Source organism: Streptococcus intermedius SK54 = ATCC 27335 (assembly GCF_000413475.1).
In the GTDB taxonomy this organism is placed as follows: Bacteria; Bacillota; Bacilli; order Lactobacillales; family Streptococcaceae; genus Streptococcus; species Streptococcus intermedius.
Window position 1 is genome coordinate 1 of the sequence record NZ_ATFK01000002.1, and the last position, 21,335, is coordinate 21,335.

The window sequence follows — 21,335 nt, forward strand, 5'->3', positions numbered from 1 at the left end:
ATCTCACATTGGGAGTTTAGCTCAGCTGGGAGAGCATCTGCCTTACAAGCAGAGGGTCAGCGGTTCGATCCCGTTAACTCCCATTTCTTAAGCGGAAAAGCTTAATAGGTCCCGTAGTGTAGCGGTTATCACGTCGCCCTGTCACGGCGAAGATCGCGGGTTCGATTCCCGTCGGGACCGTTTTAGTGTATAGAAATACATTAGAGCGACTCGTTAGCTCAGTTGGTAGAGCATTTGACTTTTAATCAAAGGGTCACTGGTTCGAGCCCAGTACGGGTCATAGTCACAAGCGGGTGTGGCGGAATTGGCAGACGCACCAGATTTAGGATCTGGCGCTTAACGGCGTGGGGGTTCAAGTCCCTTCACCCGCATAGAAGATAAGCCGGCTTAGCTCAGTTGGTAGAGCATCTGATTTGTAATCAGAGGGTCGCGTGTTCAAGTCATGTAGCCGGCATTAGAAGGAAAGAAGTGAATGCGAACGTAGTTCAGTGGTAGAACATCACCTTGCCAAGGTGGGGGTCGCGGGTTCGAACCCCGTCGTTCGCTTGAGGAAGCCGGGGTGGCGGAACTGGCAGACGCACAGGACTTAAAATCCTGCGATTGGAAACAATCGTACCGGTTCGATTCCGGTCCTCGGCATAGGAATAGAGAGCACCCTTAGCTCAACTGGATAGAGTACCTGACTACGAATCAGGCGGTTAGAGGTTCGACTCCTCTAGGGTGCATAGGGAAGAAGTCATAGGGCTTCGTTTTTCTACCTATACGGGAAGTAGCTCAGCTTGGTAGAGTACTTGGTTTGGGACCAAGGTGTCGCAGGTTCGAATCCTGTCTTCCCGATCCTATGGCGGTGTAGCTCAGCTGGCTAGAGCGTCCGGTTCATACCCGGGAGGTCGGGGGTTCGATCCCCTTCGCCGCTATATTGATCTTGTTGGACCTTTAGCTCAGCTGGTTAGAGCTCTCGGCTCATAACCGAGTGGTCGTAGGTTCAAGTCCTACAAGGTCCATTTTGTTGTATTGTGGAGGATTACCCAAGTCCGGCTGAAGGGAACGGTCTTGAAAACCGTCAGGCGTGTAAAAGCGTGCGTGGGTTCGAATCCCACATCCTCCTTAGTAGGAATAGCGCGGGATGGAGCAGCTAGGTAGCTCGTCGGGCTCATAACCCGAAGGTCGTAGGTTCAAATCCTGCTCCCGCAATAGGTTGGCTCGGTAGCTCAGTTGGTAGAGCAATGGATTGAAGCTCCATGTGTCGGCGGTTCGATTCCGTCTCGCGCCATTTGTTTGATTGATTAAGCGGGTGTAGTTTAGTGGTAAAACTACAGCCTTCCAAGCTGTTGTCGCGAGTTCGATTCTCGTCACCCGCTTTGAACAGAGGTGTTCATACCAAGTTTTTGAACTTGGGCGCGTAGCTCAGGTGGTTAGAGCGCACGCCTGATAAGCGTGAGGTCGGTGGTTCGAGTCCACTCGTGCCCATCATATTTTTGGAGAATTACTCAAGAGGCTGAAGAGGACGGTTTGCTAAATCGTTAGGTCGGGTAACTGGCGCGGGGGTTCGAATCCCCCATTCTCCGTATTTAAGGAGTGTAGCGATAGCTATCTCCTTTTCTCTTGTCTATTGATTTTGTCTGCCATTATGGAGTAAAGTGAATCGTATGAAAAAATCCAAATTTGTTGTTATGGCTACTATTTTGATAATAGTAACTTCGGTACTTCTGGTCTCAACTCGTTCTTTAGGTGTAGTGAATGAAGCTTCTAATGTTGTGTCTGTTTTGGATAATATTGTTTCAAAACCATTTAATTTTTTAGTAGATGTTAAATCAGATTTAACTAATTTAACAAGGACCTATAAGGAAAATAAGCAATTAAAAAAAGCTTTATTCAAAATGGAAGAACAATTGGCTGCTTCAGATTCATTAAAAGATGAAAATAGTCAATTAAGGCAACTATTAGAAATGAAGAATCTCTATGAGTCCAAAAAGAAAGTTTCAGCTGATGTTGTCTCACGTATACCTGTTTCTTGGTTGGCTGAATTAACTGTCAATGCTGGGCACCAAAACGGAGTTCAAAATACAATGCTAGCAGTGGCAAATGGTGGTTTGATAGGTAGTGTGAAAGATGTTGCTTCTCATTCTAGTCGAGTAAATCTATTAACAAATAATAAAAATATTGATAATATTTCAGTAAGAATTCAAACAGATACAGGCACTATTTATGGGGTAATTATTGGCTACAGTAAAGAAAAAACTGCATTCATTATCAGCCAGTTAAATAGCTCAGACACAATTAAAGAAGGTGTGAAAGTTGTGACTAGTGGCTTAGGAACGTACAACATTCCCAACATTCCAGTTGGGACAGTCCTTTCTGTTACTGAAAAATCTGACCATTTGACAAAAGAAGTATTTGTAAAACCGAGTGCAGATTTAACAGATATTCGTGTGGTGACATTGGTAGGAAGTTAATATGAAATTTTTTAAGGACTACATTTTACCTTTTGGGGTTTTATTTGTTGTTATGTTAGTAGATGGTCACCTTTCAAATCTTTTAACTACTCTTTTTTCAACTGATATTCACTTACTAAGTCATCTTTTACTTATTTTTGTATTATACATTTCTATAAATCTTTCAGACAATACCAATTTTATTATTTTATTGTTAATTGGCCTATTGTATGATATCTATTATTTTCATATTATCGGCCTTTCGATATTATTGTTGCCATTGATGGGAATTGTTGTTAGCAAATATAATTCTGTTTTGATGTCTAATCGAGTTAGTCGTTTTTTCTCAGTCGCTATTTTGGTATTTTTCTTTGAGGCGGCTACGTTTACTTTGGCAATTGTGACTCATTTGGCTCGAATGTCTTTTGCAGATTTTGTTGTTTATACAATTGCACCAACGATGGTGTTAAATTTACTATTCTTTTTAGTGATTCAACTAATTTTAGAAAAGATATATTTATGATAAAAATTTATGATAAATTGGAAATAGAAATGTAATAAAGGCGTAACATACTCAGCGCCTTTTTTTGTTATACTTATAAATGTCTTATTGAATAGGAGTAAAATTGTTTATGAAGAAAAAATTACTTACATCAATCTTATTAAGTACAATGGTTCTTACACAGGGGGCATCTCTTGTAAATGTACATGCAGATTCTACTGATGACAAAATTGCTACACAAGATAGTAAAATTAACAGTTTGACTGATCAACAAAAATCAGCTCAAGCTCAAGTAGATCAAATTCAAAGCCAAGTTTCATCTATTCAATCTCAACAAGAAAAGTTGAAATCTGAAAATGAAAAACTTCAAGCTGAATCAGCAAAATTATCAGCTGAAATTGAAACTTTGTCTAAAAATATTGTAGCGCGTAATAAATCATTGGCTAATCAAGCACGTAGTGCTCAAACAAGTGGCACAGCTACAAGCTATATTAATACAATTGTAAATTCAAAATCTATCACAGAAGCCATTTCACGTGTTTCTGCGATGAATGAAATTGTTTCAGCAAACAATAAAATGTTGGAACAACAAAAACAAGATAAAAAAGCTATTTCTGAAAAACAAGTAGCTAATAATGAAGCAATCAATACTGTTATTGCAAATCAACAAACACTGGCAAATGATGCAAAAACTTTATCTACTAAGCAAGCTGAACTAAAAGCGGCTCAGTTAAGTCTTGCTGCAGAAAAAGCTACGGCTGAAGGAGAAAAGAACTCACTATTAGCTCAAAAGGCAGCAGCACAAAAAGCAGCAGAAGAGGCAGCAGCACAAGAAGCATCTTATAAAGCACAACAAGCAGCACAAGCTCAGGCAATAGCTTCGTCAGGTAATACAACATTTACAGCACAAGTTCAAGCTTTAAATCATTCTTCAGCTCCTACAGTGTCTCATTCTACTTCGCGCCCAACTTATAATTCATCTGCTTCAACTTATCCAGTTGGTCAGTGTACTTGGGGTGCAAAAACATTAGCTCCGTGGGCTGGTGATTATTGGGGTAATGGTGCTCAATGGGCAGCAAGTGCGGCAGCAGCTGGTTTCCGTACAGGTTCAACACCTCAAGTTGGTGCTATCATTTCATGGAATGATGGTGGTTATGGACACGTTGCTGTGGTAACAGCTGTAGAATCTCCTACACGTATTCAAGTATCTGAAGCAAACTATGCAGGGCATCAAGCTATTGGAAACTATCGTGGTTGGTTCAATCCAGCTGCTGCAGGACAAGGTTCATTTACTTATATCTATCCAAATTAATGAATAAAGAAATAAAAAGCGCGGTTAGCGTTTTTTATTTTTGATTGAAAAATTAACTAAAAAGGGTTACAATGTTAATTGGAGAAATGTTGTAACTGGTTTACAAAGAAACGAATATATACTGGAGGACATCATGTCGTTTTCTGATTTAAAGCTCTTTGCTCTTTCGTCCAATCAGGAATTGGCAAAACGTGTTGCTCAAGAGATTGGCATGGATCTTGGGAAGTCAACTGTACGTCAATTTTCTGATGGAGAAATTCAAGTTAATATTGAAGAATCTATCCGTGGAAAACATGTTTTTATCTTACAGTCAACGAGCTCACCTGTTAATGATAATTTAATGGAAATTTTAATCATGGTGGATGCTTTAAAGCGTGCAAGTGCTGAGTCAATTAATGTGGTCATGCCTTATTACGGTTATGCTCGTCAAGACAGAAAAGCACGCGCACGTGAACCTATCACTTCAAAATTAGTTGCAAATATGTTGCAGGTAGCTGGTGTGGATCGTTTGTTGACAATTGATTTACATGCAGCACAAATTCAAGGATTTTTTGATATTCCAGTAGACCATCTCATGGGTGCTCCTCTCATTGCAGATTATTTTGAACGCCGTGGGATGACAGGCAGCGATTATGTGGTTGTTAGTCCTGACCATGGTGGGGTGACGCGCGCTCGTAAATTAGCTGAATTTTTGAAAACACCGATTGCTATTATTGATAAGCGTCGTAGTGTAGATAAGATGAATACGAGTGAAGTGATGAATATCATCGGTAAAGTAGAAGGAAAAACGTGTATTTTAATTGACGACATGATTGATACAGCAGGAACAATTTGTCATGCTGCTGATGCGCTTGCTGAAGCAGGTGCCGTAGAGGTTTATGCGAGTTGTACTCACCCAGTACTTTCGGGGCCTGCTATGCAGAATATTCAAAAATCGGCTATTAAAAAATTGGTCGTGTTAGATACAATTTATCTGCCGGAAGAACGTTTAATTGATAAAATAGAGCAAATTTCGATTGCTCATTTATTGGCGGAGGCTATTGTACGTATCCATGAAAAACGTCCTCTTTCGCCCTTATTTGAAACTTTGACGGCTCTTTAATTAATGTAAGAGAAAGAAATCTAGGTAGGGATCACTCTGATAGTTGGAGTGATTCTTTTGCTTCAATCAATTGATAAGTGATGAATTTTCTCAATATTATGATATTTTTGCCATGACTTAGTTTTTATAGTATAATAGTTCTATTAGATTTTGGAGGTAAGATGTGGATTTAACGAAACGTTTTAACAAGAGTTTAGCAAAAATTGAAGTTTCTTTGATTCGACAATTTGATCAATCTATTTCGAGCATTCCTGGAATTCTTCGTTTGACATTAGGAGAACCTGATTTTACAACTCCAGATCATGTAAAAGAAGCTGCGAAAGCTGCAATTGATGCAAATGAGAGCCATTATACAGGCATGAGTGGGTTGCTAGCATTGCGTCAGGCAGCTAGTCAATTTGTGAATGAGAAATATAAGCTTTCTTATGATCCTGAAACAGAAATTTTAGTGACAATTGGGGCAACTGAAGCTTTGTCTGCTACGTTGACAGCTATCTTAGAAGAAGGAGATAAGGTGCTTTTGCCCGCACCTGCTTATCCAGGATATGAGCCGATTGTCAATCTTATTGGGGCAGAAGTTGTTGAGATTGATACGACAGAAAATGATTTTGTTTTAACACCTGAAATGTTGGAAAAAGCAATTTTGGAGCAGGGAAATAAGCTTAAAGCAGTGATTTTGAATTATCCAGCTAATCCAACAGGAGTCGCTTATTCACGAGAACAAATAGCAGCTCTAGCTGATGTATTGAAAAAGTATGATATTTTTGTTGTTTGTGATGAAGTGTATTCTGAGTTGACGTATACCAAACAGCCTCATGTATCTATTGCAGAATTTTTACCTAATCAGACTATTGTGATCAACGGTTTATCTAAGTCACATGCGATGACAGGCTGGCGTCTGGGTTTCATCTTTGCTCCAGCTATTTTTACGGCACAATTGATTAAGAGTCATCAATATTTGGTGACAGCTGCAAATACGATGGCTCAATTTGCAGGGGTAGAGGCATTGAGAGCAGGTAAAGATGATGCAGAGCCAATGAAAAGGGAATATATTGAGCGACGTGATTATATTCTGGAAAAAATGACAGAGCTTGGTTTTAAGATTATTAGACCTAATGGTGCATTTTACATTTTTGCAAAAATTCCAGCTGGCTACAATCAAGATTCTTTTGCTTTTTTAAAGGATTTTGCATATAAAAAAGCAGTTGCGTTTATTCCTGGGGCTGCTTTTGGGCGGTATGGAGAAGGTTATGTACGGCTTTCTTATGCGGCTAGCATGGACACGATAAAGGAAGCAATGAAGCGGCTTAAGGAATATATGGAGGAGTATGCTGAAATCCATCACAAGTAAAGGTTTGGTTCTCTATAACCGTAATTTTCGTGAAGATGATAAGCTAGTTAAAATTTTCACAGAACAAGCTGGCAAGAGGATGTTTTTCGTGAAACACGTTAGAAATTCTAAGTTAAGTCCAGTTATTCAACCTCTGGTAGTCGCTAATTTTTTGATGAAGGTAAATGATGACGGTTTGAGCTATATTGATGATTATCAAGAAATTAGAACTTTTCAGCATATCAATCATGATCTTTTTACAATGGCTTATGCGACTTATGTGGTAGCTCTGGCGGATGCCAGTATTCAGGATAATGAACTAGATTCTGCTCTCTTTGTTTTTTTGCAAAAAACATTAGAATTGATGGAGCAAGGTTTGGATTACGAAGTGCTGACCAATATTTTTGAAATTCAAATTTTGTCGCGTTTTGGCGTTTCTTTGAATTTTCATGAGTGTTGTTTTTGCCACCGAATAGGGCTACCGTTTGATTTTTCTTTTACCTATAATGGCGTTTTATGTCCAGAACATTATAGCAAAGATGAGCGACGGAGTCATTTGGAACCCAATATTCTTTATTTATTAGACCAATTTCAAGCAGTTCAATTTAGTGACCTGAAAACAATTTCGTTAAATTCTGAATTAAAATATCAATTGCGAAAAGTAATTGATCAAATTTATGAAGAATATGTTGGGATTCATCTAAAATCCAAAAAATTTATTGATTCTCTGGAAGACTGGGGAGAAATCTTAAAGAACAAGGAGTTGAAATGAAAAAAATAGCAATTGATGCCATGGGTGGTGATTATGCCCCACAATCTATTGTAGAGGGGGTTAATCAAGCCCTGAATGATTTTTCGGATGTTGAAGTTATCCTTTATGGAGATGAAGCAAAAATCAAGCAGTATCTAACGGCAACTGAGCGGGTTCGTATTGTTCATACAGATGAAAAAATCAATTCAGATGATGAGCCGACTAAAGCTATTCGTAAGAAGAAAAATGCCAGTATGGTGTTAGCGGCCAAAGCGGTAAATACTGGAGAAGCTGATGCCATTCTTTCTGCGGGGAATACTGGAGCGCTTTTGGCTGCTGGATTCTTCATCGTCGGTCGTATCAAGAATATTGACCGTCCGGGTTTGATGTCCACATTACCAACGACAGATGGAAAAGGATTTGATATGTTGGATTTGGGAGCGAATGCAGAAAACACAGCCCATCATTTGCACCAGTACGCTATTTTAGGATCGTTTTATGCTGAAAATGTACGTGGAATTAAGAAGCCGCGGGTAGGGCTTTTAAACAATGGAACAGAGGCGAGCAAGGGTGATCCGCTTCGTAAGGAAGTGTATGATTTGTTAGTGTCAGATGACTCATTGAATTTTATTGGAAATGTGGAAGCGCGTGATTTAATGGATCATGTAGCAGATGTGGTTGTAGCAGATGGTTTTACAGGTAATGCCGTGTTGAAAGCCATGGAGGGTACAGCTATGGGAATTATGAGCCAGCTTAAAAAATCGATTGTAAATGGAGGCTGGAAAGCAAAACTAGGCGCAGCATTGTTGAAAGATAGCCTAAAATCGTTGAAGGGTAGTTTAAATTATTCTGATGTAGGTGGTGCAGTTTTATTTGGAGTGCAGGCACCTGTTGTTAAAACACATGGGGCGAGTGATGCAAAAGCCGTTTACAGCACGATTCGTCAGATTCGGATTATGTTGGAAACAGATGTTATTGGAAAGGCAGTAAAAGAATTTTCAGGAGAGGCAAAATGACAGAACAAAAGATTTACGAGAGAATTGTAGAAATTATTCAAGAAAGTCGTGGTAAAGAATTTCAAGTTTCTCAAACACTTAGTTTGAAAGATGATTTAAAAGCGGATTCTGTTGATTTGATGGAATTTATACTAACTGTGGAGGATGAATTTGGTGTTGAAATTTCAGATGAAGAAATAGACGAGCTGAATAATGTGAGAGACGTTGTTGCTTGCGTGCAGAAAGGCTTGAATAAATCATAAGAGTGAATAGCTTATCTATATGAGAGATAAATTTAAAAAACAACTGGAAAACAGTTGTTTTTTGTTATTGTACGACATTTTCTTGAAAATATATTTTTATTATGATAGAATTAAGCTAGAAAAATACGAAAGGCGAATATTAAAGTGGATAATATTTTATTATATTCGGGAAAAGCGAAAAATTTATTTTCGACAGAAGACGAAAATGTGATTATTGCACAATATAAAGACCAAGCGACAGCTCTTAACGGAGTGAAAAAAGAACAAATCGCAGGTAAGGGGCAGCTTAATAATCAGATTTCGTCTTTAATTTTTGAAAAATTAAATGCGGCTGGGGTTGCAACGCATTTTATTAAAAAGATTTCAAAAACAGAACAATTGAATAAAAAAGTTAAGATTATCCCGCTTGAAGTTGTTTTGCGTAATGTGACAGCCGGCTCTTTTTCCCAACGTTTTGGCGTTAAGGAAGGTATTCAGTTGGAGAAGCCAATTGTTGAATTTTACTATAAAAATGATGATTTGGATGATCCTTTTATTAATGATGAACATGTGAAATTTTTAAAGCTTGTTAACGATGAAGATATTGCCTATATTAAAGCTGAAACACGTCGGATAAACAAACTCTTGTCAGATTGGTTCCATCAAATCGGACTTAAATTAATTGATTTTAAATTGGAATTCGGTTTTGATAAAGATGGTAAAATTATCCTAGCAGATGAGTTTTCACCAGATAACTGTCGTCTTTGGGATGCGCAAGGGCATCACATGGACAAAGATGTCTTCCGAAGAGGGTTAGGAGAATTAACGGATGTTTACGAAGTGGTATGGGAAAAATTGCAAGAACTTAAGTAAGGATTGAACATGGATAGACGTATTTTTGTTGAGAAAAAAGCTAACTTTAGCATTAAATCGGAGTCACTAGTCAAAGAACTAACACATAATTTGCAGTTAACCTCCTTAAAAATTTTACGTATTGTGCAGGTTTATGATATCTTTAATTTAGAAGAAAGCCTGTTTGCGCGTGCGCAAAAGCATGTCTTTTCTGAGCAGGTGACAGATACAATTTTAGATGAAGCAACTGTGCAGGCGGATCTTAACAGCCATGCTTTTTTTGCTATTGAAGCTTTGCCGGGTCAGTTTGACCAGCGGGCAGCAAGTTCACAAGAGGCTTTGCTCTTACTTGGTAGTGACAGCAACGTAACGGTTAATACTGCCCAGCTTTATCTGGTTAATAAGGATATTGATGCATATGAGTTGGAAGCGGTGAAGCATTATCTTTTAAATCCAGTTGATTCGCGTTTCAAAGATATCACCTTGCCTATTCGTCCACAGGAATTTTCAAATTCTGACAAAACAATTCCAAATTTGGATTTCTTCAAGACTTATATAGCCGAAGATTTTGCGGCTTACAAGGCGGAACAAGGTTTGGCTATGGAAGTGGATGATCTTGTTTTTATTCAAGATTATTTTAAATCAATTGGGCGTGTGCCAACAGAAACGGAATTGAAAGTTTTGGATACCTACTGGTCTGACCATTGCCGTCACACGACTTTTGAAACAGAATTGAAAAATATTAACTTTTCAGCTTCTAAGTTCCAAAAACAATTGCAGGCAACTTACGATAAATATATTGCCCTGCGTGACGAATTGGGACGTTCTGAAAAGCCACAGACGCTTATGGATATGGCGACAATCTTTGGTCGTTATGAGCGTGCTAACGGTCGTTTGAACGACATGGAAGTGTCGGACGAAATCAATGCCTGCTCGGTTGAAATTGAGGTAGATGTAGATGGCATCAAAGAACCTTGGCTGCTCATGTTCAAAAATGAAACCCACAATCACCCAACGGAAATTGAGCCTTTCGGTGGAGCTGCAACTTGTATTGGTGGTGCTATTCGTGACCCATTGTCAGGTCGTTCTTATGTTTACCAAGCTATGCGTATATCAGGTGCAGGTGATATTACCGCATCAATAGCAGAAACACGCTCTGGTAAATTGCCACAACAAGTCATCTCTAAAACGGCGGCGCACGGCTATTCGTCATACGGGAACCAAATAGGACTTGCGACTACCTATGTCAAAGAGTACTTCCATCCAGGCTTCGTTGCTAAGCGTATGGAGCTAGGCGCTGTTGTCGGTGCAGCACCAAAAGAAAATGTCGTGCGTGAAAAACCAGAAGCTGGTGATGTGGTCGTCCTTCTTGGTGGAAAAACAGGACGTGACGGTGTCGGTGGTGCTACAGGCTCATCTAAGGTTCAAACGGTTGAATCGGTTGAGACAGCAGGTGCCGAAGTGCAAAAAGGGAATGCTATTGAAGAACGTAAGATTCAACGTCTTTTCCGCAATGGCAATGTCACTCGTCTCATCAAGAAATCAAATGACTTTGGTGCTGGCGGCGTCTGTGTGGCTATTGGTGAATTGGCAGATGGTCTTGAAATTGACTTGGACAAAGTGCCACTAAAATACCAAGGTCTTAACGGTACCGAAATTGCCATTTCTGAGTCACAAGAACGCATGGCTGTTGTTGTTCGTCCAAGTGATGTGGATGCCTTTATTGCAGCATGTCATAAAGAGAACATTGATGCAGTTGTTGTCGCGACTGTTACTGAAAAACCAAACCTTGTCATGACTTGGAATGGTGAAACCATCGTTGACTTGGAACGTGCTTTCCTTGATACTAACGGTGTGCGTGTGGTTGTTGATGCAAACGTTGTGGATAAGGATGTTGCCCTTCCTGAGGTGCGTACAACATCAGCAGCAACATTTGAAGCAGACACAGTGAAAGTTCTGTCTGATCTTAACCACGCTAGTCAAAAAGGGTTGCAAACCATCTTTGACAGCTCGGTTGGACGTTCAACAGTTAATCATCCAATCGGCGGTCGTTATCAAATTACGCCTACTGAAAGCTCTGTGCAAAAATTGCCAGTACAAAATGGTGTAACAACAACGGCTTCTGTCATGGCACAGGGATTCAATCCTTATATTGCGGAGTGGTCACCTTATCATGGTGCAGCTTACGCTGTTATTGAAGCAACAGCTCGCTTGGTAGCAACAGGTGCTGATTGGTCTCGTGCGCGTTTCTCTTACCAAGAATACTTTGAACGCATGGATAAACAAGCGGATCGCTTTGGTCAGCCAGTAGCTGCCCTGCTTGGTTCGATCGAGGCACAAATCCAACTTGGTTTGCCATCAATCGGTGGTAAGGACTCCATGTCTGGTACCTTTGAAGAATTGACGGTACCGCCAACCTTGGTTGCCTTTGGTGTGACAACAGTAGATAGTCGTCAGGTTCTTTCACCAGAATTCAAGACTGTTGGTGAGAACATTTACTACATCCCAGGACAGGCTATTTCAGAAGATATTGATTTTGACTTAATCAAAGATAACTTTGCACAATTTGAAGCCATTCAAGCTAAGCATAAAGTAACAGCAGCTTCAGCTATTAAATACGGTGGTGTTCTTGAAAGTTTAGCACTTATGAGCTTTGGTAACCGTATTGGTGCAACTGTAGAAATAGCTGAGCTTGACAGCAGCTTGACAGCTCAGCTTGGTGGTTTTGTTTTTACATCTGATGAAGTCATTGCTGACGCAATGAAAATTGGTCAAACTGTTGCAGAATTTACAATAACTGTTAATGGTGTCAACTTGTCCGCTGCGAAATTACTTGCAGCCTTTGAAGGTAAGTTGGAAGATGTTTATCCAACCGAGTTTAAACAGTCAACAGTTCTTGAAGAAGTACCTGTTGTGGTATCTGATGCTGTTATAAAAGCTAAAGAAAGAATTGCACAGCCTCTGGTTTATATCCCAGTTTTCCCTGGTTCCAATTCAGAGTATGATTCAGCTAAGGCCTTTGAACAAGCTGGTGCCAAAGTCAACTTGCTGCCATTCGTGACTCTTAATGAAGCAGCAATTGAGGCTTCTGTTGACACCATGGTTGACAACATTGCTAAAGCCAATATTATCTTCTTTGTCGGTGGTTTCTCAGCAGCAGATGAGCCAGATGGTTCGGCTAAGTTTATCGTCAATATCTTACTTAATGAAAAAGTTCACTCTGCTATTGACAGCTTCATTGAAAGGGGTGGTCTCATCATTGGTATCTGTAATGGGTTTCAAGCTCTTGTCAAATCTGGGCTTCTGCCTTATGGTGACTTTGAAGAAGTTGGTGAGACAAGCCCAACTCTCTTCTACAATGATGCCAACCAGCACGTGGCTAAGATGGTGGAAACCCGTATCACTAATACCAACTCTCCATGGTTGGCAGGTGTTAAGATCGGTGATATCCATGTAATTCCAGTCTCTCATGGTGAAGGGAAATTTGTCGTGACAGCTGAAGAATTTGCGGAGTTGCGTGACAATGGTCAAATCTGGAGCCAATACGTGGACTTTGATGGTAAGCCTTCTATGGATTCTAAATACAATCCAAACGGTTCGCTCAACGCTATCGAAGGGATTACGAGCAAGAACGGTCAAATCATTGGTAGGATGGGACACTCGGAACGCTATGAAAATGGGCTCTTTCAAAACATCCCAGGTAGCAAAGACCAAGGCCTATTTGAAAGTGCAGTGAAATACTTTACTGGGAAATAGCCTATTTGTAGAAGGGATATTATGAAACAGTATGTTGCAAGGCTGGAAAAAGATTTTTCACTCATAGAACACGGATTTAAAGAGGAAGAACAAAGAGCCTTAACTGATTATAAATCCAATGATGGTGAGTATATCAAGAAATTAGCATTTTTAGCTTATCAATCTGATGTTTACCAAGTAAGAATGTACGCTGTATTCCTTTTCGGATACTTATCAAAAGATAAAGAAATTTTAATATTTATGAGAGATGAAGTTTCTAAAGATAGTAACTGGAGAGTTCAAGAAGTGTTGGCAAAGGCATTTGATGAATTTTGTAAGAAAACAGGATATAAAAAAGCACTTCCAATTATTGATGAATGGTTAAAAAGTAGCAATCTCCATACGAGGAGAGCTGTTACAGAAGGGTTAAGAATATGGACAAATAGACCATACTTTAAAGAGAACCCAAATGAAGCTATCAGAAGAATAGCTGACTTAAAAGAGGATGTAAGCGAATATGTTAGAAAATCAGTAGGGAATGCTTTAAGAGACATTAGTAAAAAATTTCCAGATTTAGTTAAAATTGAGTTGAAAAATTGGAAATTAGAAAGTAAAGAAATTAACCAAGTTTATAAATTGGCAAGTAAATTTATTGATGCCTAGAATTTAAGTACAAAAGGTATATAAAATGACATACGAAGTAAAATCTCTCAACGAAGAATGTGGGGTCTTCGGTATCTGGGGACATCCTCAAGCAGCTCAAGTCACTTATTTTGGACTGCATAGTCTGCAACACCGTGGTCAAGAAGGTGCTGGCATTCTGACAAATGATGCTGGCAAATTGATACGACATCGTGATACAGGATTAATTTCAGAAGTTTTCAAAAATCCAGCTAATTTGGAAAAATTAACAGGTCAGGCTGCTATTGGGCATGTCCGTTATGCAACGGCTGGAGAAGCCTCTATTGATAATATCCAGCCTTTCCATTTTAAGTTTTACGATATGGAATTTGGTCTGGCACATAACGGTAATCTGACCAATACGAAAACCCTGAAGAAAGAATTAGAACATAACGGCGCTATTTTCTCTTCTTCATCTGATACGGAAATTCTGGCTCATCTTATTCGCTGCAGCCATAATCCAAGCTTTATGGGCAAGGTTAAGGAAGCGCTCAATACGGTCAAAGGTGGTTTTGCCTATCTTCTGATGATGGAAGATAAGCTGATTGCAGCTCTTGATCCAAACGGTTTTCGTCCGCTTTCTATTGGTAGAATGGCAAATGGTGCCATCGTTGTTTCCAGCGAAACCTGTGCCTTTGAAGTGGTGGGTGCCGAGTGGATTCGTGATGTCAAGCCGGGTGAAGTGGTTATCATTGATAATAGTGGTATCCAGTACGACACTTACACGACAGATACGCAGTTGGCTATTTGTTCAATGGAATACATCTACTTTGCCCGTCCTGACTCAAATATTCACGGGGTCAATGTCCACACTGCTCGTAAACGTATGGGAGCACAGTTGGCGCGTGAGTTCAAACATGAGGCAGACATTGTGGTCGGTGTACCTAATTCCTCACTCAGCGCAGCTATGGGCTTCGCCGAAGAATCAGGACTGCCAAATGAAATGGGTCTCATCAAAAATCAATACACCCAACGAACCTTTATCCAGCCGACGCAAGAACTGCGTGAGCAAGGGGTTCGCATGAAACTTTCTGCCGTATCTGGAGTGGTTAAAGGCAAACGTGTCGTCATGATTGATGACTCCATCGTGCGTGGAACGACCTCACGTCGTATCGTTCAGCTCTTGAAAGAAGCTGGTGCTACAGAGGTTCACGTGGCAATTGCTAGCCCGCCTCTAAAATATCCATGTTTCTATGGGATTGATATTCAAACACGGCGTGAATTGATTGCGGCTAATCATTCTGTTGAAGAAACACGCCAGATTATCGGTGCAGATAGCCTAACTTACTTGTCTATTGACGGCTTGATTGACTCTATCGGACTTGAAACAAATGCCCCAAACGGCGGTCTCTGTGTTGCTTACTTTGATGGAGAGTACCCAACACCGATTTACGATTACGAGAAAGATTATCGTAGAAGCTTGGATGAGAAGGTTAGTTTTTATTGATAGACCGAACTCAATAGCAGCTCTGCTATTTCCGAAGAAAAAAGAAGGAAAATATTATGACAGAAAAAAATGCTTACGCTCAATCTGGTGTTGATGTTGAGGCGGGATACGAGGTTGTTGCTCGGATTAAGAAACACGTGGCGCGTACGGAGCGTCTTGGGGTTATGGGAGCTCTCGGTGGCTTCGGTGGGATGTTTGATTTGTCCCAGCTGGACGTCAAAGAGCCTGTCTTGATTTCAGGAACGGACGGTGTCGGAACTAAGCTCATACTTGCGATTAAATATGACAAGCACGACACTATTGGCCAAGACTGTGTAGCCATGTGTGTTAATGACATCATTGCAGCGGGGGCTGAACCACTTTATTTCCTAGACTACATTGCAACGGGTAAGAATGAACCTGCTAAACTGGAGCAGGTAGTTGCTGGTGTGGCTGAAGGATGTATCCAAGCTGGTGCTGGTCTGATTGGTGGCGAAACAGCCGAAATGCCCGGTATGTATGGCGAAGACGATTACGACTTGGCCGGTTTTGCGGTCGGTGTGGCTGAAAAATCACAAATCATCGACGGCTCAAAAGTCAAAGAAGGTGATGTGCTTTTAGGTCTGGCTTCCAGCGGTATTCATTCAAACGGTTATTCGCTTGTCCGCCGTGTCTTTGCAGACTATACTGGTGAGGAAGAACTGCCAGAATTGGAAGGTAAAAAACTCAAAGATGTCTTACTTGAACCTACTCGTATCTATGTCAAAGCAGCTCTGCCATTGATTAAGGAAGAATTAGTCAACGGTATTGCCCACATCACAGGTGGCGGCTTTATCGAAAATGTCCCACGTATGTTTGGGGACGATTTGGCAGCCGAAATCAAAGAAGACAAGGTGCCAGTTCTGCCAATCTTCAAGGCGCTTGAAAAGTACGGTGAAATCAAGCACGATGAAATGTTTGAAATTTTCAACATGGGTATCGGGCTCATGCTGGCTGTCAGTCCTGAAAAGGTTGACCGTGTCAAGGAAGTCCTTGATGAGCCTGTTTATGAGCTTGGGCGTATCGTGAAAAAAGCTGATGCAAGTGTGGTGATCAAATAATGAGCAAAAAAATTGCTGTTTTCGCTTCTGGTAATGGGTCAAATTTTCAGATCATCGGCGAGCAATTCCCAGTAGAATTTGTTTTCTCTGACCATCGTGATGCCTATGTCTTGGAGCGTGCTAAAAATCTCGGTATCAAAAGTTACGCCTTTGAACTCAAGGAATTTGACAACAAAATTGCTTATGAGCAGGCTATCATTGACCTCTTGGAAAAATATGCTATTGATCTTGTTTGCCTAGCTGGTTACATGAAAATCGTTGGCCCAACCTTGCTGGCTGCCTATCAAGGTCGCATTATCAATATCCATCCAGCCTATTTGCCAGAATTTCCAGGTGCTCATGGTATCGAAGATGCCTGGAATGCCGGTGTCACTGAGAGCGGAGTGACCGTTCACTGGGTGGACTCAGGTATGGATACTGGCAAGGTCATTAAACAAGTCCGTGTCCCACGGCTAGTTCATGACACGATTGAAAGTTTTGAAGAACGCATCCATGAACAGGAATACCAACTCTATCCGGAGGTTTTGGATGAACTTGGAGTGAATAGGAGAGATGATGAATAATAGTTTTAATAATTGGAATAATAATGCTGGTAGAGATGTTAATATAATTAATCAAAATCAGCCAGAAAAAATTGCTACTTATGAACCTGAGCCGATTTGGAGAAGCCCTATTACAATGGCAGTATTGAGTTGGATTGGCTTTTTAACTTCAATAGGAAGTTTGTTGCCACTTTACAAATTTTTTGAACCAATTATAAGTTGGGCTAAAAATTCTTTTAATGGAAATATTCCTAATATTCAAGAGAACCAAATTTATTTGTTTATTTTTTTAGGTTTATTTATTTTTTCAGGTATCATTTTTTCTTTGCGAAAAATTACTAAGAATCAAACTCGTCATCCTTTAAAATTCAACTATGCTATTAGTGGTGTAAATAAGAGATTGAATATTGAAAAGTTACATATAGAATCTTGTCCAGAATGTGGTGGAAAATTGAAATACTATAATAAGCCATATGAGTGGCTTGACTCTTATGACGAAAATGGAAACTTAAAAAAGAGAAAGATTACCAAGAGAGTACCGGTTTTAGAATGTAAAAGAAATAGCGAGCATTTTTGGTATGTAGATCCAGCTGGAACAAAAATTTGATAAAATGAAAGGAAAAAACATGACTAAACGCGCACTTATCAGCGTCTCAGACAAATCGGGCATTGTTGAATTTGCTCAGGAATTGAAAAACTTGGGTTGGGAAATCGTCTCAACCGGCGGAACTAAGGTTGCCCTTGACAAGGCAGGGATTGACACCATCGCTATTGACGACGTGACTGGCTTTCCTGAAATGATGGATGGTCGTGTCAAGACTCTTCACCCAAACATTCATGGCGGTCTATTGGCGCGCCGCGACCTTGATAGTCATGTTAATGCTATGAAGGAACATGGAATCACACCAATTGATTTGGTCGTTGTCAACCTTTACCCATTCAAGGAGACTATTCTTAAACCAGATGCGACCTATGCTGATGCGGTTGAAAATATTGATATTGGTGGACCATCTATGCTGCGCTCAGCAGCTAAAAACCATGTCAGTGTGACGGTTGTGGTTGACCCTGCTGACTACGCTGAGGTTCTTGACGAATTGTCAGCGAACGGAGAAACAACTTATGAAACTCGTAAGCGTCTGGCAGCAAAAGTTTTCCGTCACACCGCAGCTTACGATGCCCTCATTGCTGAATATTTCACTGCTCAAGTGGGTGAAGAAAAACCTGAAAAACTGACGCTGACTTATGACCTCAAGCAGCCAATGCGTTACGGTGAAAATCCACAGCAGGATGCGGATTTCTACCAAAAAGCTTTGCCAACTGCTTATTCTATTGCCTCTGCTAAGCAGATCAACGGTAAGGAATTGTCCTTCAACAATATTCGCGATGCTGATGCGGCTATCTGTGTCATTCGTGACTTTAAAGACCGTCCAACCGTTGTGGCGCTCAAGCACATGAATCCATGTGGTATCGGTCAGGCTGATGACATTGAAACAGCTTGGGATTACGCTTATGAGGCTGATTCAGTTTCGATCTTCGGCGGCATTGTTGTCCTAAACCGTGAGGTTGATGCAGCGACAGCTGAGAAGATGCACGCTATCTTCCTAGAAATCATCATTGCGCCATCTTATACAGACGAAGCGCTAGCTATTCTCACAACCAAAAAGAAAAATCTGCGTATTCTGCAACTTCCCTTTGACGCTCAAGAAGCTAGCGAGGCTGAAAAAGAGTATACTGGCGTGGTTGGTGGCCTCCTTGTGCAAAATCAAGACGTGGTCAAGGAAAGTCCAGCCGATTGGCAGGTCGTTACCAAGCGCCAGCCAACTAAAACGGAAGAAACTGCTCTTGAATTTGCTTGGAAAGCCATCAAGTATGTCAAGTCTAATGGCATTATCGTGACCAATGACCACATGACACTTGGTGTCGGCCCAGGTCAGACCAATCGTGTCGCTTCTGTTCGCATCGCCATTGACCAAGCCAAAGACCGCCTTGACGGGGCTGTTCTTGCTTCTGACGCTTTCTTCCCATTTGCTGATAACGTTGAAGAAATCGCAGCTGCTGGGATCAAAGCTATCATCCAACCCGGCGGTTCCGTCCGCGACCAAGAGTCTATCGACATGGCTGATAAATACGGCATTGCTATGGTCTTTACGGGTGTAAGACATTTTAGACATTGAGAATAGAAAAAACCTTGGATTGATTTCCAAGGTTTTAAAGTTTTATAGAGAGTTATTTTGGATAAATGTAACTGACTACTCCTTGCCCAGCTGCATGGGGATTAAACCAGCCACGAAAGTTGCCAATGTACTGTTTCCCAGCGTAGTTTGCCTCTTGAATCTGAATGCGTGTGTTTGAGGCGACGTGAGTGACGACTCCAACGTGTCCGTAACTACCATCTGTCCAACAAATAATGGCTCCGACTTGTGGAGTTGTTCCTGTTTTAAAACCAGCACGTCTGGCACTAGTAGCCCAATCGCCACCATTTCCCCAATAATTTCCAGCCCAAGGTGCTAGAGCTTTAGCGCCCCAAGTGCATTGACCTTTTGGATAAGTCGTTGCAGCGGCATAATTGGGTTGGAAAGAAATAACAGGTTTCTCTACTTGATAGCTCGTACCTGTTAGTCCAATCATTTTACCGTTGAGATTGCGGTAGACATGTGTGTGGAAAAGCCCGCTACCAGTGTGTTTTTGCGTATCAATAGTGAACTTGTAGATACCATTTCCAGTTTTAGTAGCTGGGTACCACTGGATATCATCTTGCCCGTTGACTTCAGACCAGGTAGGCAGGATGATATTTCCATCTCCATAAGCATCTGTCACTGTTACTTCATAATTGTAGATCGAGCGTTTCGTGACAGCTACTTTCGTTTTTATCTGTTCTGCGGACATGCTAACCGAATCTGTTGCATAACTATGCTCACTACCGTCTTTATATTTTACATAAATATGATTGATATAGGTTCCAGACAAAGCCTGATGATTGCGGATATTAAAGGTTGTTGAAAAAGTTCCGTCTCCATTGTCAGTGGCTGTGTACCATTTGATATTACTCTGATTTGTAGTACTCCAAATAGGAACGCGAACGGATTGAATGGATTTGGATTTTGAAGTTTCCTTAATTTTGACCGTATATGTTCCTTGTTCTTGATTGATATTTTCAACAGAGAATAATGGCTTTTGCTCTTCTTCTGAAGGTAATTGATCGGAACGAACTTGTACCGTAGTTCCAGCTAAGCCAGTAAACTCTGGTTTGACATAGCTTTCTCCGTAAACATGAATGTGATAAGTTCCTGTGTCATAGTTGTGTTTTTTTAGCTCAACTCTAACATTGTAGCTTCCATCAGGATTTTTAGTAGCTGCATACCATTGAAGATCATCCTGTCCGTTTTTATCAGACCAAGTTGGAACAGTAAGTTTATAGATTGTTTCAGGGACATTTTTTATCCGAATATCCATGATGCCAGGTTCTGGAAAACTAGTTTGGATAGTAGGGTTTGGTTTTTCAAGGTTAAAAGTGGTACCTGACTGATAAATCATTTTACCATTTTTATTTTCATAAGTATCTACAAAATATCTCCCATAACCCTTGTGTTTGGAAAAGTCAAATTTAGTTATTTCCTGTTCAGCATCGTACCAGTTGAGATCATCACTACCATTTTCTTCAGACCAAACGGCATGAACAATTTTAGAATTTTTTTGATCTTTATTGCGTGTAAAATGAATTTGTCCAATCTGTCCAGCTGTCGTAATTTTTGTTTGACTAGTAGGTTTATTCAGAGTGAATGTCGTTCCATTTAAACCGATCATTTTTCCATTGATGTTGATATATGTATGGACATGGAAAGTACCGTACCCAGAATGTTGGCTCAAATCAACAGTTGTTGATGTTTGAGATGCGGAATACCATTTAAGGTCATCTTGCCCATTTTCATCAGACCAAACAGCATGGGAAACGGTGTAGGGGTTTTGGGCTTGTGAACGTATGTAGTTGATAGAAACGCTATTGCCAGAAACATTGACAGTAACATCGCTAGCAAGAGTTGTTGGATTTGAGTTTTTTGAAGCATTATTTGCTTCCGAGGCTTGAACTGTTAGTTGAGCTGAAAAAACACTCAAAAGGGCGCTGGATAGTAAAAATAATTGACTATATTTTTTCATAAATCTCCTTTGAATAAATAATTTGGATAGTTCCATTTAGATTATTCGGGAAAGAAATTAAAAATTAAAAAACTATTTTTTTTGTGAATTTGTGAGATGACGGAAGAGTCAGCATAATTTGGAATTCTATGAACCATTGAAAGAAAGATTGTTAAAAGAATTGAGAATAACCACA

The 21,335-nt window shown here is 40.3% G+C and carries 17 protein-coding genes and 17 tRNA genes; 33 read left to right on the forward strand and 1 reads right to left on the reverse strand.

Annotation, left to right across the window (positions count from 1 at the left end; translation table 11 throughout):
• Positions 1-10 precede the first annotated feature (10 nt).
• From HMPREF1654_RS02635 to purH, 33 genes are all read left to right on the forward strand, one after another.
• Positions 11-83 (forward strand) — tRNA-Val (locus HMPREF1654_RS02635).
• A 24-nt stretch (positions 84-107) separates the two neighbouring features.
• A tRNA-Asp gene (locus HMPREF1654_RS02640) sits at positions 108-180 on the forward strand.
• 27 nt (positions 181-207) lie between these two features.
• Positions 208-280, forward strand: a tRNA-Lys gene (locus HMPREF1654_RS02645).
• 9 nt (positions 281-289) lie between these two features.
• A tRNA-Leu gene (locus HMPREF1654_RS02650) sits at positions 290-371 on the forward strand.
• Positions 372-381: 10 nt separating this feature from the next.
• Positions 382-454 (forward strand) — tRNA-Thr (locus HMPREF1654_RS02655).
• A 20-nt stretch (positions 455-474) separates the two neighbouring features.
• Positions 475-546, forward strand: a tRNA-Gly gene (locus HMPREF1654_RS02660).
• A gap of 7 nt (positions 547-553) precedes the next feature.
• Positions 554-639 (forward strand) — tRNA-Leu (locus HMPREF1654_RS02665).
• 12 nt (positions 640-651) lie between these two features.
• Positions 652-725, forward strand: a tRNA-Arg gene (locus tag HMPREF1654_RS02670).
• A gap of 38 nt (positions 726-763) precedes the next feature.
• Positions 764-837: transfer RNA gene (locus HMPREF1654_RS02675), tRNA-Pro, on the forward strand.
• A 6-nt stretch (positions 838-843) separates the two neighbouring features.
• Positions 844-917: transfer RNA gene (locus HMPREF1654_RS02680), tRNA-Met, on the forward strand.
• Between the two features lie 13 nt (positions 918-930).
• Positions 931-1,004, forward strand: a tRNA-Ile gene (locus tag HMPREF1654_RS02685).
• A 14-nt stretch (positions 1,005-1,018) separates the two neighbouring features.
• Positions 1,019-1,108, forward strand: a tRNA-Ser gene (locus HMPREF1654_RS02690).
• A gap of 12 nt (positions 1,109-1,120) precedes the next feature.
• Positions 1,121-1,194, forward strand: a tRNA-Met gene (locus tag HMPREF1654_RS02695).
• A gap of 6 nt (positions 1,195-1,200) precedes the next feature.
• Positions 1,201-1,273 (forward strand) — tRNA-Phe (locus HMPREF1654_RS02700).
• Between the two features lie 17 nt (positions 1,274-1,290).
• Positions 1,291-1,361 (forward strand) — tRNA-Gly (locus tag HMPREF1654_RS02705).
• Between the two features lie 35 nt (positions 1,362-1,396).
• A tRNA-Ile gene (locus HMPREF1654_RS02710) sits at positions 1,397-1,470 on the forward strand.
• Between the two features lie 10 nt (positions 1,471-1,480).
• A tRNA-Ser gene (locus HMPREF1654_RS02715) sits at positions 1,481-1,568 on the forward strand.
• Between the two features lie 81 nt (positions 1,569-1,649).
• Positions 1,650-2,456 carry a rod shape-determining protein MreC gene (gene mreC / locus HMPREF1654_RS02720; RefSeq protein WP_003077731.1) on the forward strand — a complete coding sequence of 269 codons (807 nt, stop codon included), beginning with the start codon at positions 1,650-1,652 and terminating at the stop codon, positions 2,454-2,456.
• Between the two features lies 1 nt (position 2,457).
• Positions 2,458-2,958, forward strand: coding sequence for a rod shape-determining protein MreD (mreD, locus tag HMPREF1654_RS02725; protein WP_003077700.1), 501 nt, complete (start codon positions 2,458-2,460; stop codon positions 2,956-2,958).
• A 109-nt stretch (positions 2,959-3,067) separates the two neighbouring features.
• Positions 3,068-4,249 (forward strand): peptidoglycan hydrolase PcsB, encoded by a 1,182-nt coding sequence (gene pcsB / locus HMPREF1654_RS02730; RefSeq protein ID WP_003077627.1) that lies wholly within the window; start codon positions 3,068-3,070, stop codon positions 4,247-4,249.
• Positions 4,250-4,382: 133 nt separating this feature from the next.
• Complete coding sequence (locus HMPREF1654_RS02735) at positions 4,383-5,351, forward strand: ribose-phosphate diphosphokinase (RefSeq protein WP_003075138.1); 969 nt, start codon at positions 4,383-4,385, stop codon at positions 5,349-5,351.
• 163 nt (positions 5,352-5,514) lie between these two features.
• Positions 5,515-6,702, forward strand: a complete 1,188-nt coding sequence (locus tag HMPREF1654_RS02740; RefSeq protein ID WP_003077597.1) for a pyridoxal phosphate-dependent aminotransferase — start codon at positions 5,515-5,517, stop codon at positions 6,700-6,702.
• Positions 6,680-7,453, forward strand: a complete 774-nt coding sequence (gene recO, locus HMPREF1654_RS02745; protein ID WP_003077503.1) for a DNA repair protein RecO — start codon at positions 6,680-6,682, stop codon at positions 7,451-7,453. The genes HMPREF1654_RS02740 and recO overlap by 23 nt, the downstream gene beginning before the upstream one ends.
• Positions 7,450-8,448, forward strand: coding sequence for a phosphate acyltransferase PlsX (plsX, locus tag HMPREF1654_RS02750; protein WP_003077605.1), 999 nt, complete (start codon positions 7,450-7,452; stop codon positions 8,446-8,448). The genes recO and plsX overlap by 4 nt, the downstream gene beginning before the upstream one ends.
• Positions 8,445-8,690 carry an acyl carrier protein gene (locus HMPREF1654_RS02755; protein WP_003075134.1) on the forward strand — a complete coding sequence of 82 codons (246 nt, stop codon included), beginning with the start codon at positions 8,445-8,447 and terminating at the stop codon, positions 8,688-8,690. The genes plsX and HMPREF1654_RS02755 overlap by 4 nt, the downstream gene beginning before the upstream one ends.
• Before the next feature lie 144 nt (positions 8,691-8,834).
• Positions 8,835-9,542, forward strand: coding sequence for a phosphoribosylaminoimidazolesuccinocarboxamide synthase (gene purC, locus HMPREF1654_RS02760; protein ID WP_003077739.1), 708 nt, complete (start codon positions 8,835-8,837; stop codon positions 9,540-9,542).
• Positions 9,543-9,551: 9 nt separating this feature from the next.
• On the forward strand, positions 9,552-13,277 hold the full coding sequence (locus HMPREF1654_RS02765; protein ID WP_003077487.1) for a phosphoribosylformylglycinamidine synthase: 3,726 nt from the start codon (positions 9,552-9,554) through the stop codon (positions 13,275-13,277).
• A gap of 21 nt (positions 13,278-13,298) precedes the next feature.
• Positions 13,299-13,919 (forward strand): DNA alkylation repair protein, encoded by a 621-nt coding sequence (locus tag HMPREF1654_RS02770; protein WP_003071279.1) that lies wholly within the window; start codon positions 13,299-13,301, stop codon positions 13,917-13,919.
• 25 nt (positions 13,920-13,944) lie between these two features.
• Positions 13,945-15,384 (forward strand): amidophosphoribosyltransferase, encoded by a 1,440-nt coding sequence (purF, locus tag HMPREF1654_RS02775; RefSeq protein WP_003077787.1) that lies wholly within the window; start codon positions 13,945-13,947, stop codon positions 15,382-15,384.
• Between the two features lie 56 nt (positions 15,385-15,440).
• Complete coding sequence (gene purM / locus HMPREF1654_RS02780) at positions 15,441-16,463, forward strand: phosphoribosylformylglycinamidine cyclo-ligase (RefSeq protein WP_003077841.1); 1,023 nt, start codon at positions 15,441-15,443, stop codon at positions 16,461-16,463.
• Positions 16,463-17,026: a phosphoribosylglycinamide formyltransferase gene (gene purN / locus HMPREF1654_RS02785; protein WP_003077467.1), complete on the forward strand. Its 564-nt coding sequence runs from the start codon at positions 16,463-16,465 to the stop codon at positions 17,024-17,026. The genes purM and purN overlap by 1 nt, the downstream gene beginning before the upstream one ends.
• Entirely contained in the window at positions 17,019-17,612 is a 594-nt protein-coding gene (locus tag HMPREF1654_RS02790) for a hypothetical protein (RefSeq protein ID WP_003077587.1), read from the forward strand. Before purN ends, HMPREF1654_RS02790 begins: the two co-directional genes overlap by 8 nt.
• 19 nt (positions 17,613-17,631) lie before the next feature.
• Positions 17,632-19,179: a bifunctional phosphoribosylaminoimidazolecarboxamide formyltransferase/IMP cyclohydrolase gene (gene purH / locus HMPREF1654_RS02795; RefSeq protein WP_003077457.1), complete on the forward strand. Its 1,548-nt coding sequence runs from the start codon at positions 17,632-17,634 to the stop codon at positions 19,177-19,179.
• A 52-nt stretch (positions 19,180-19,231) separates the two neighbouring features.
• On the opposite strand, the gene HMPREF1654_RS02800 is transcribed toward purH, so the two are convergent.
• The gene (locus tag HMPREF1654_RS02800; protein WP_003077795.1) at positions 19,232-21,160 is read right to left on the reverse strand and encodes a GBS Bsp-like repeat-containing protein; all 1,929 of its coding nucleotides are present in this window, start codon (positions 21,158-21,160) and stop codon (positions 19,232-19,234) included.
• Positions 21,161-21,335 lie beyond the last annotated feature (175 nt).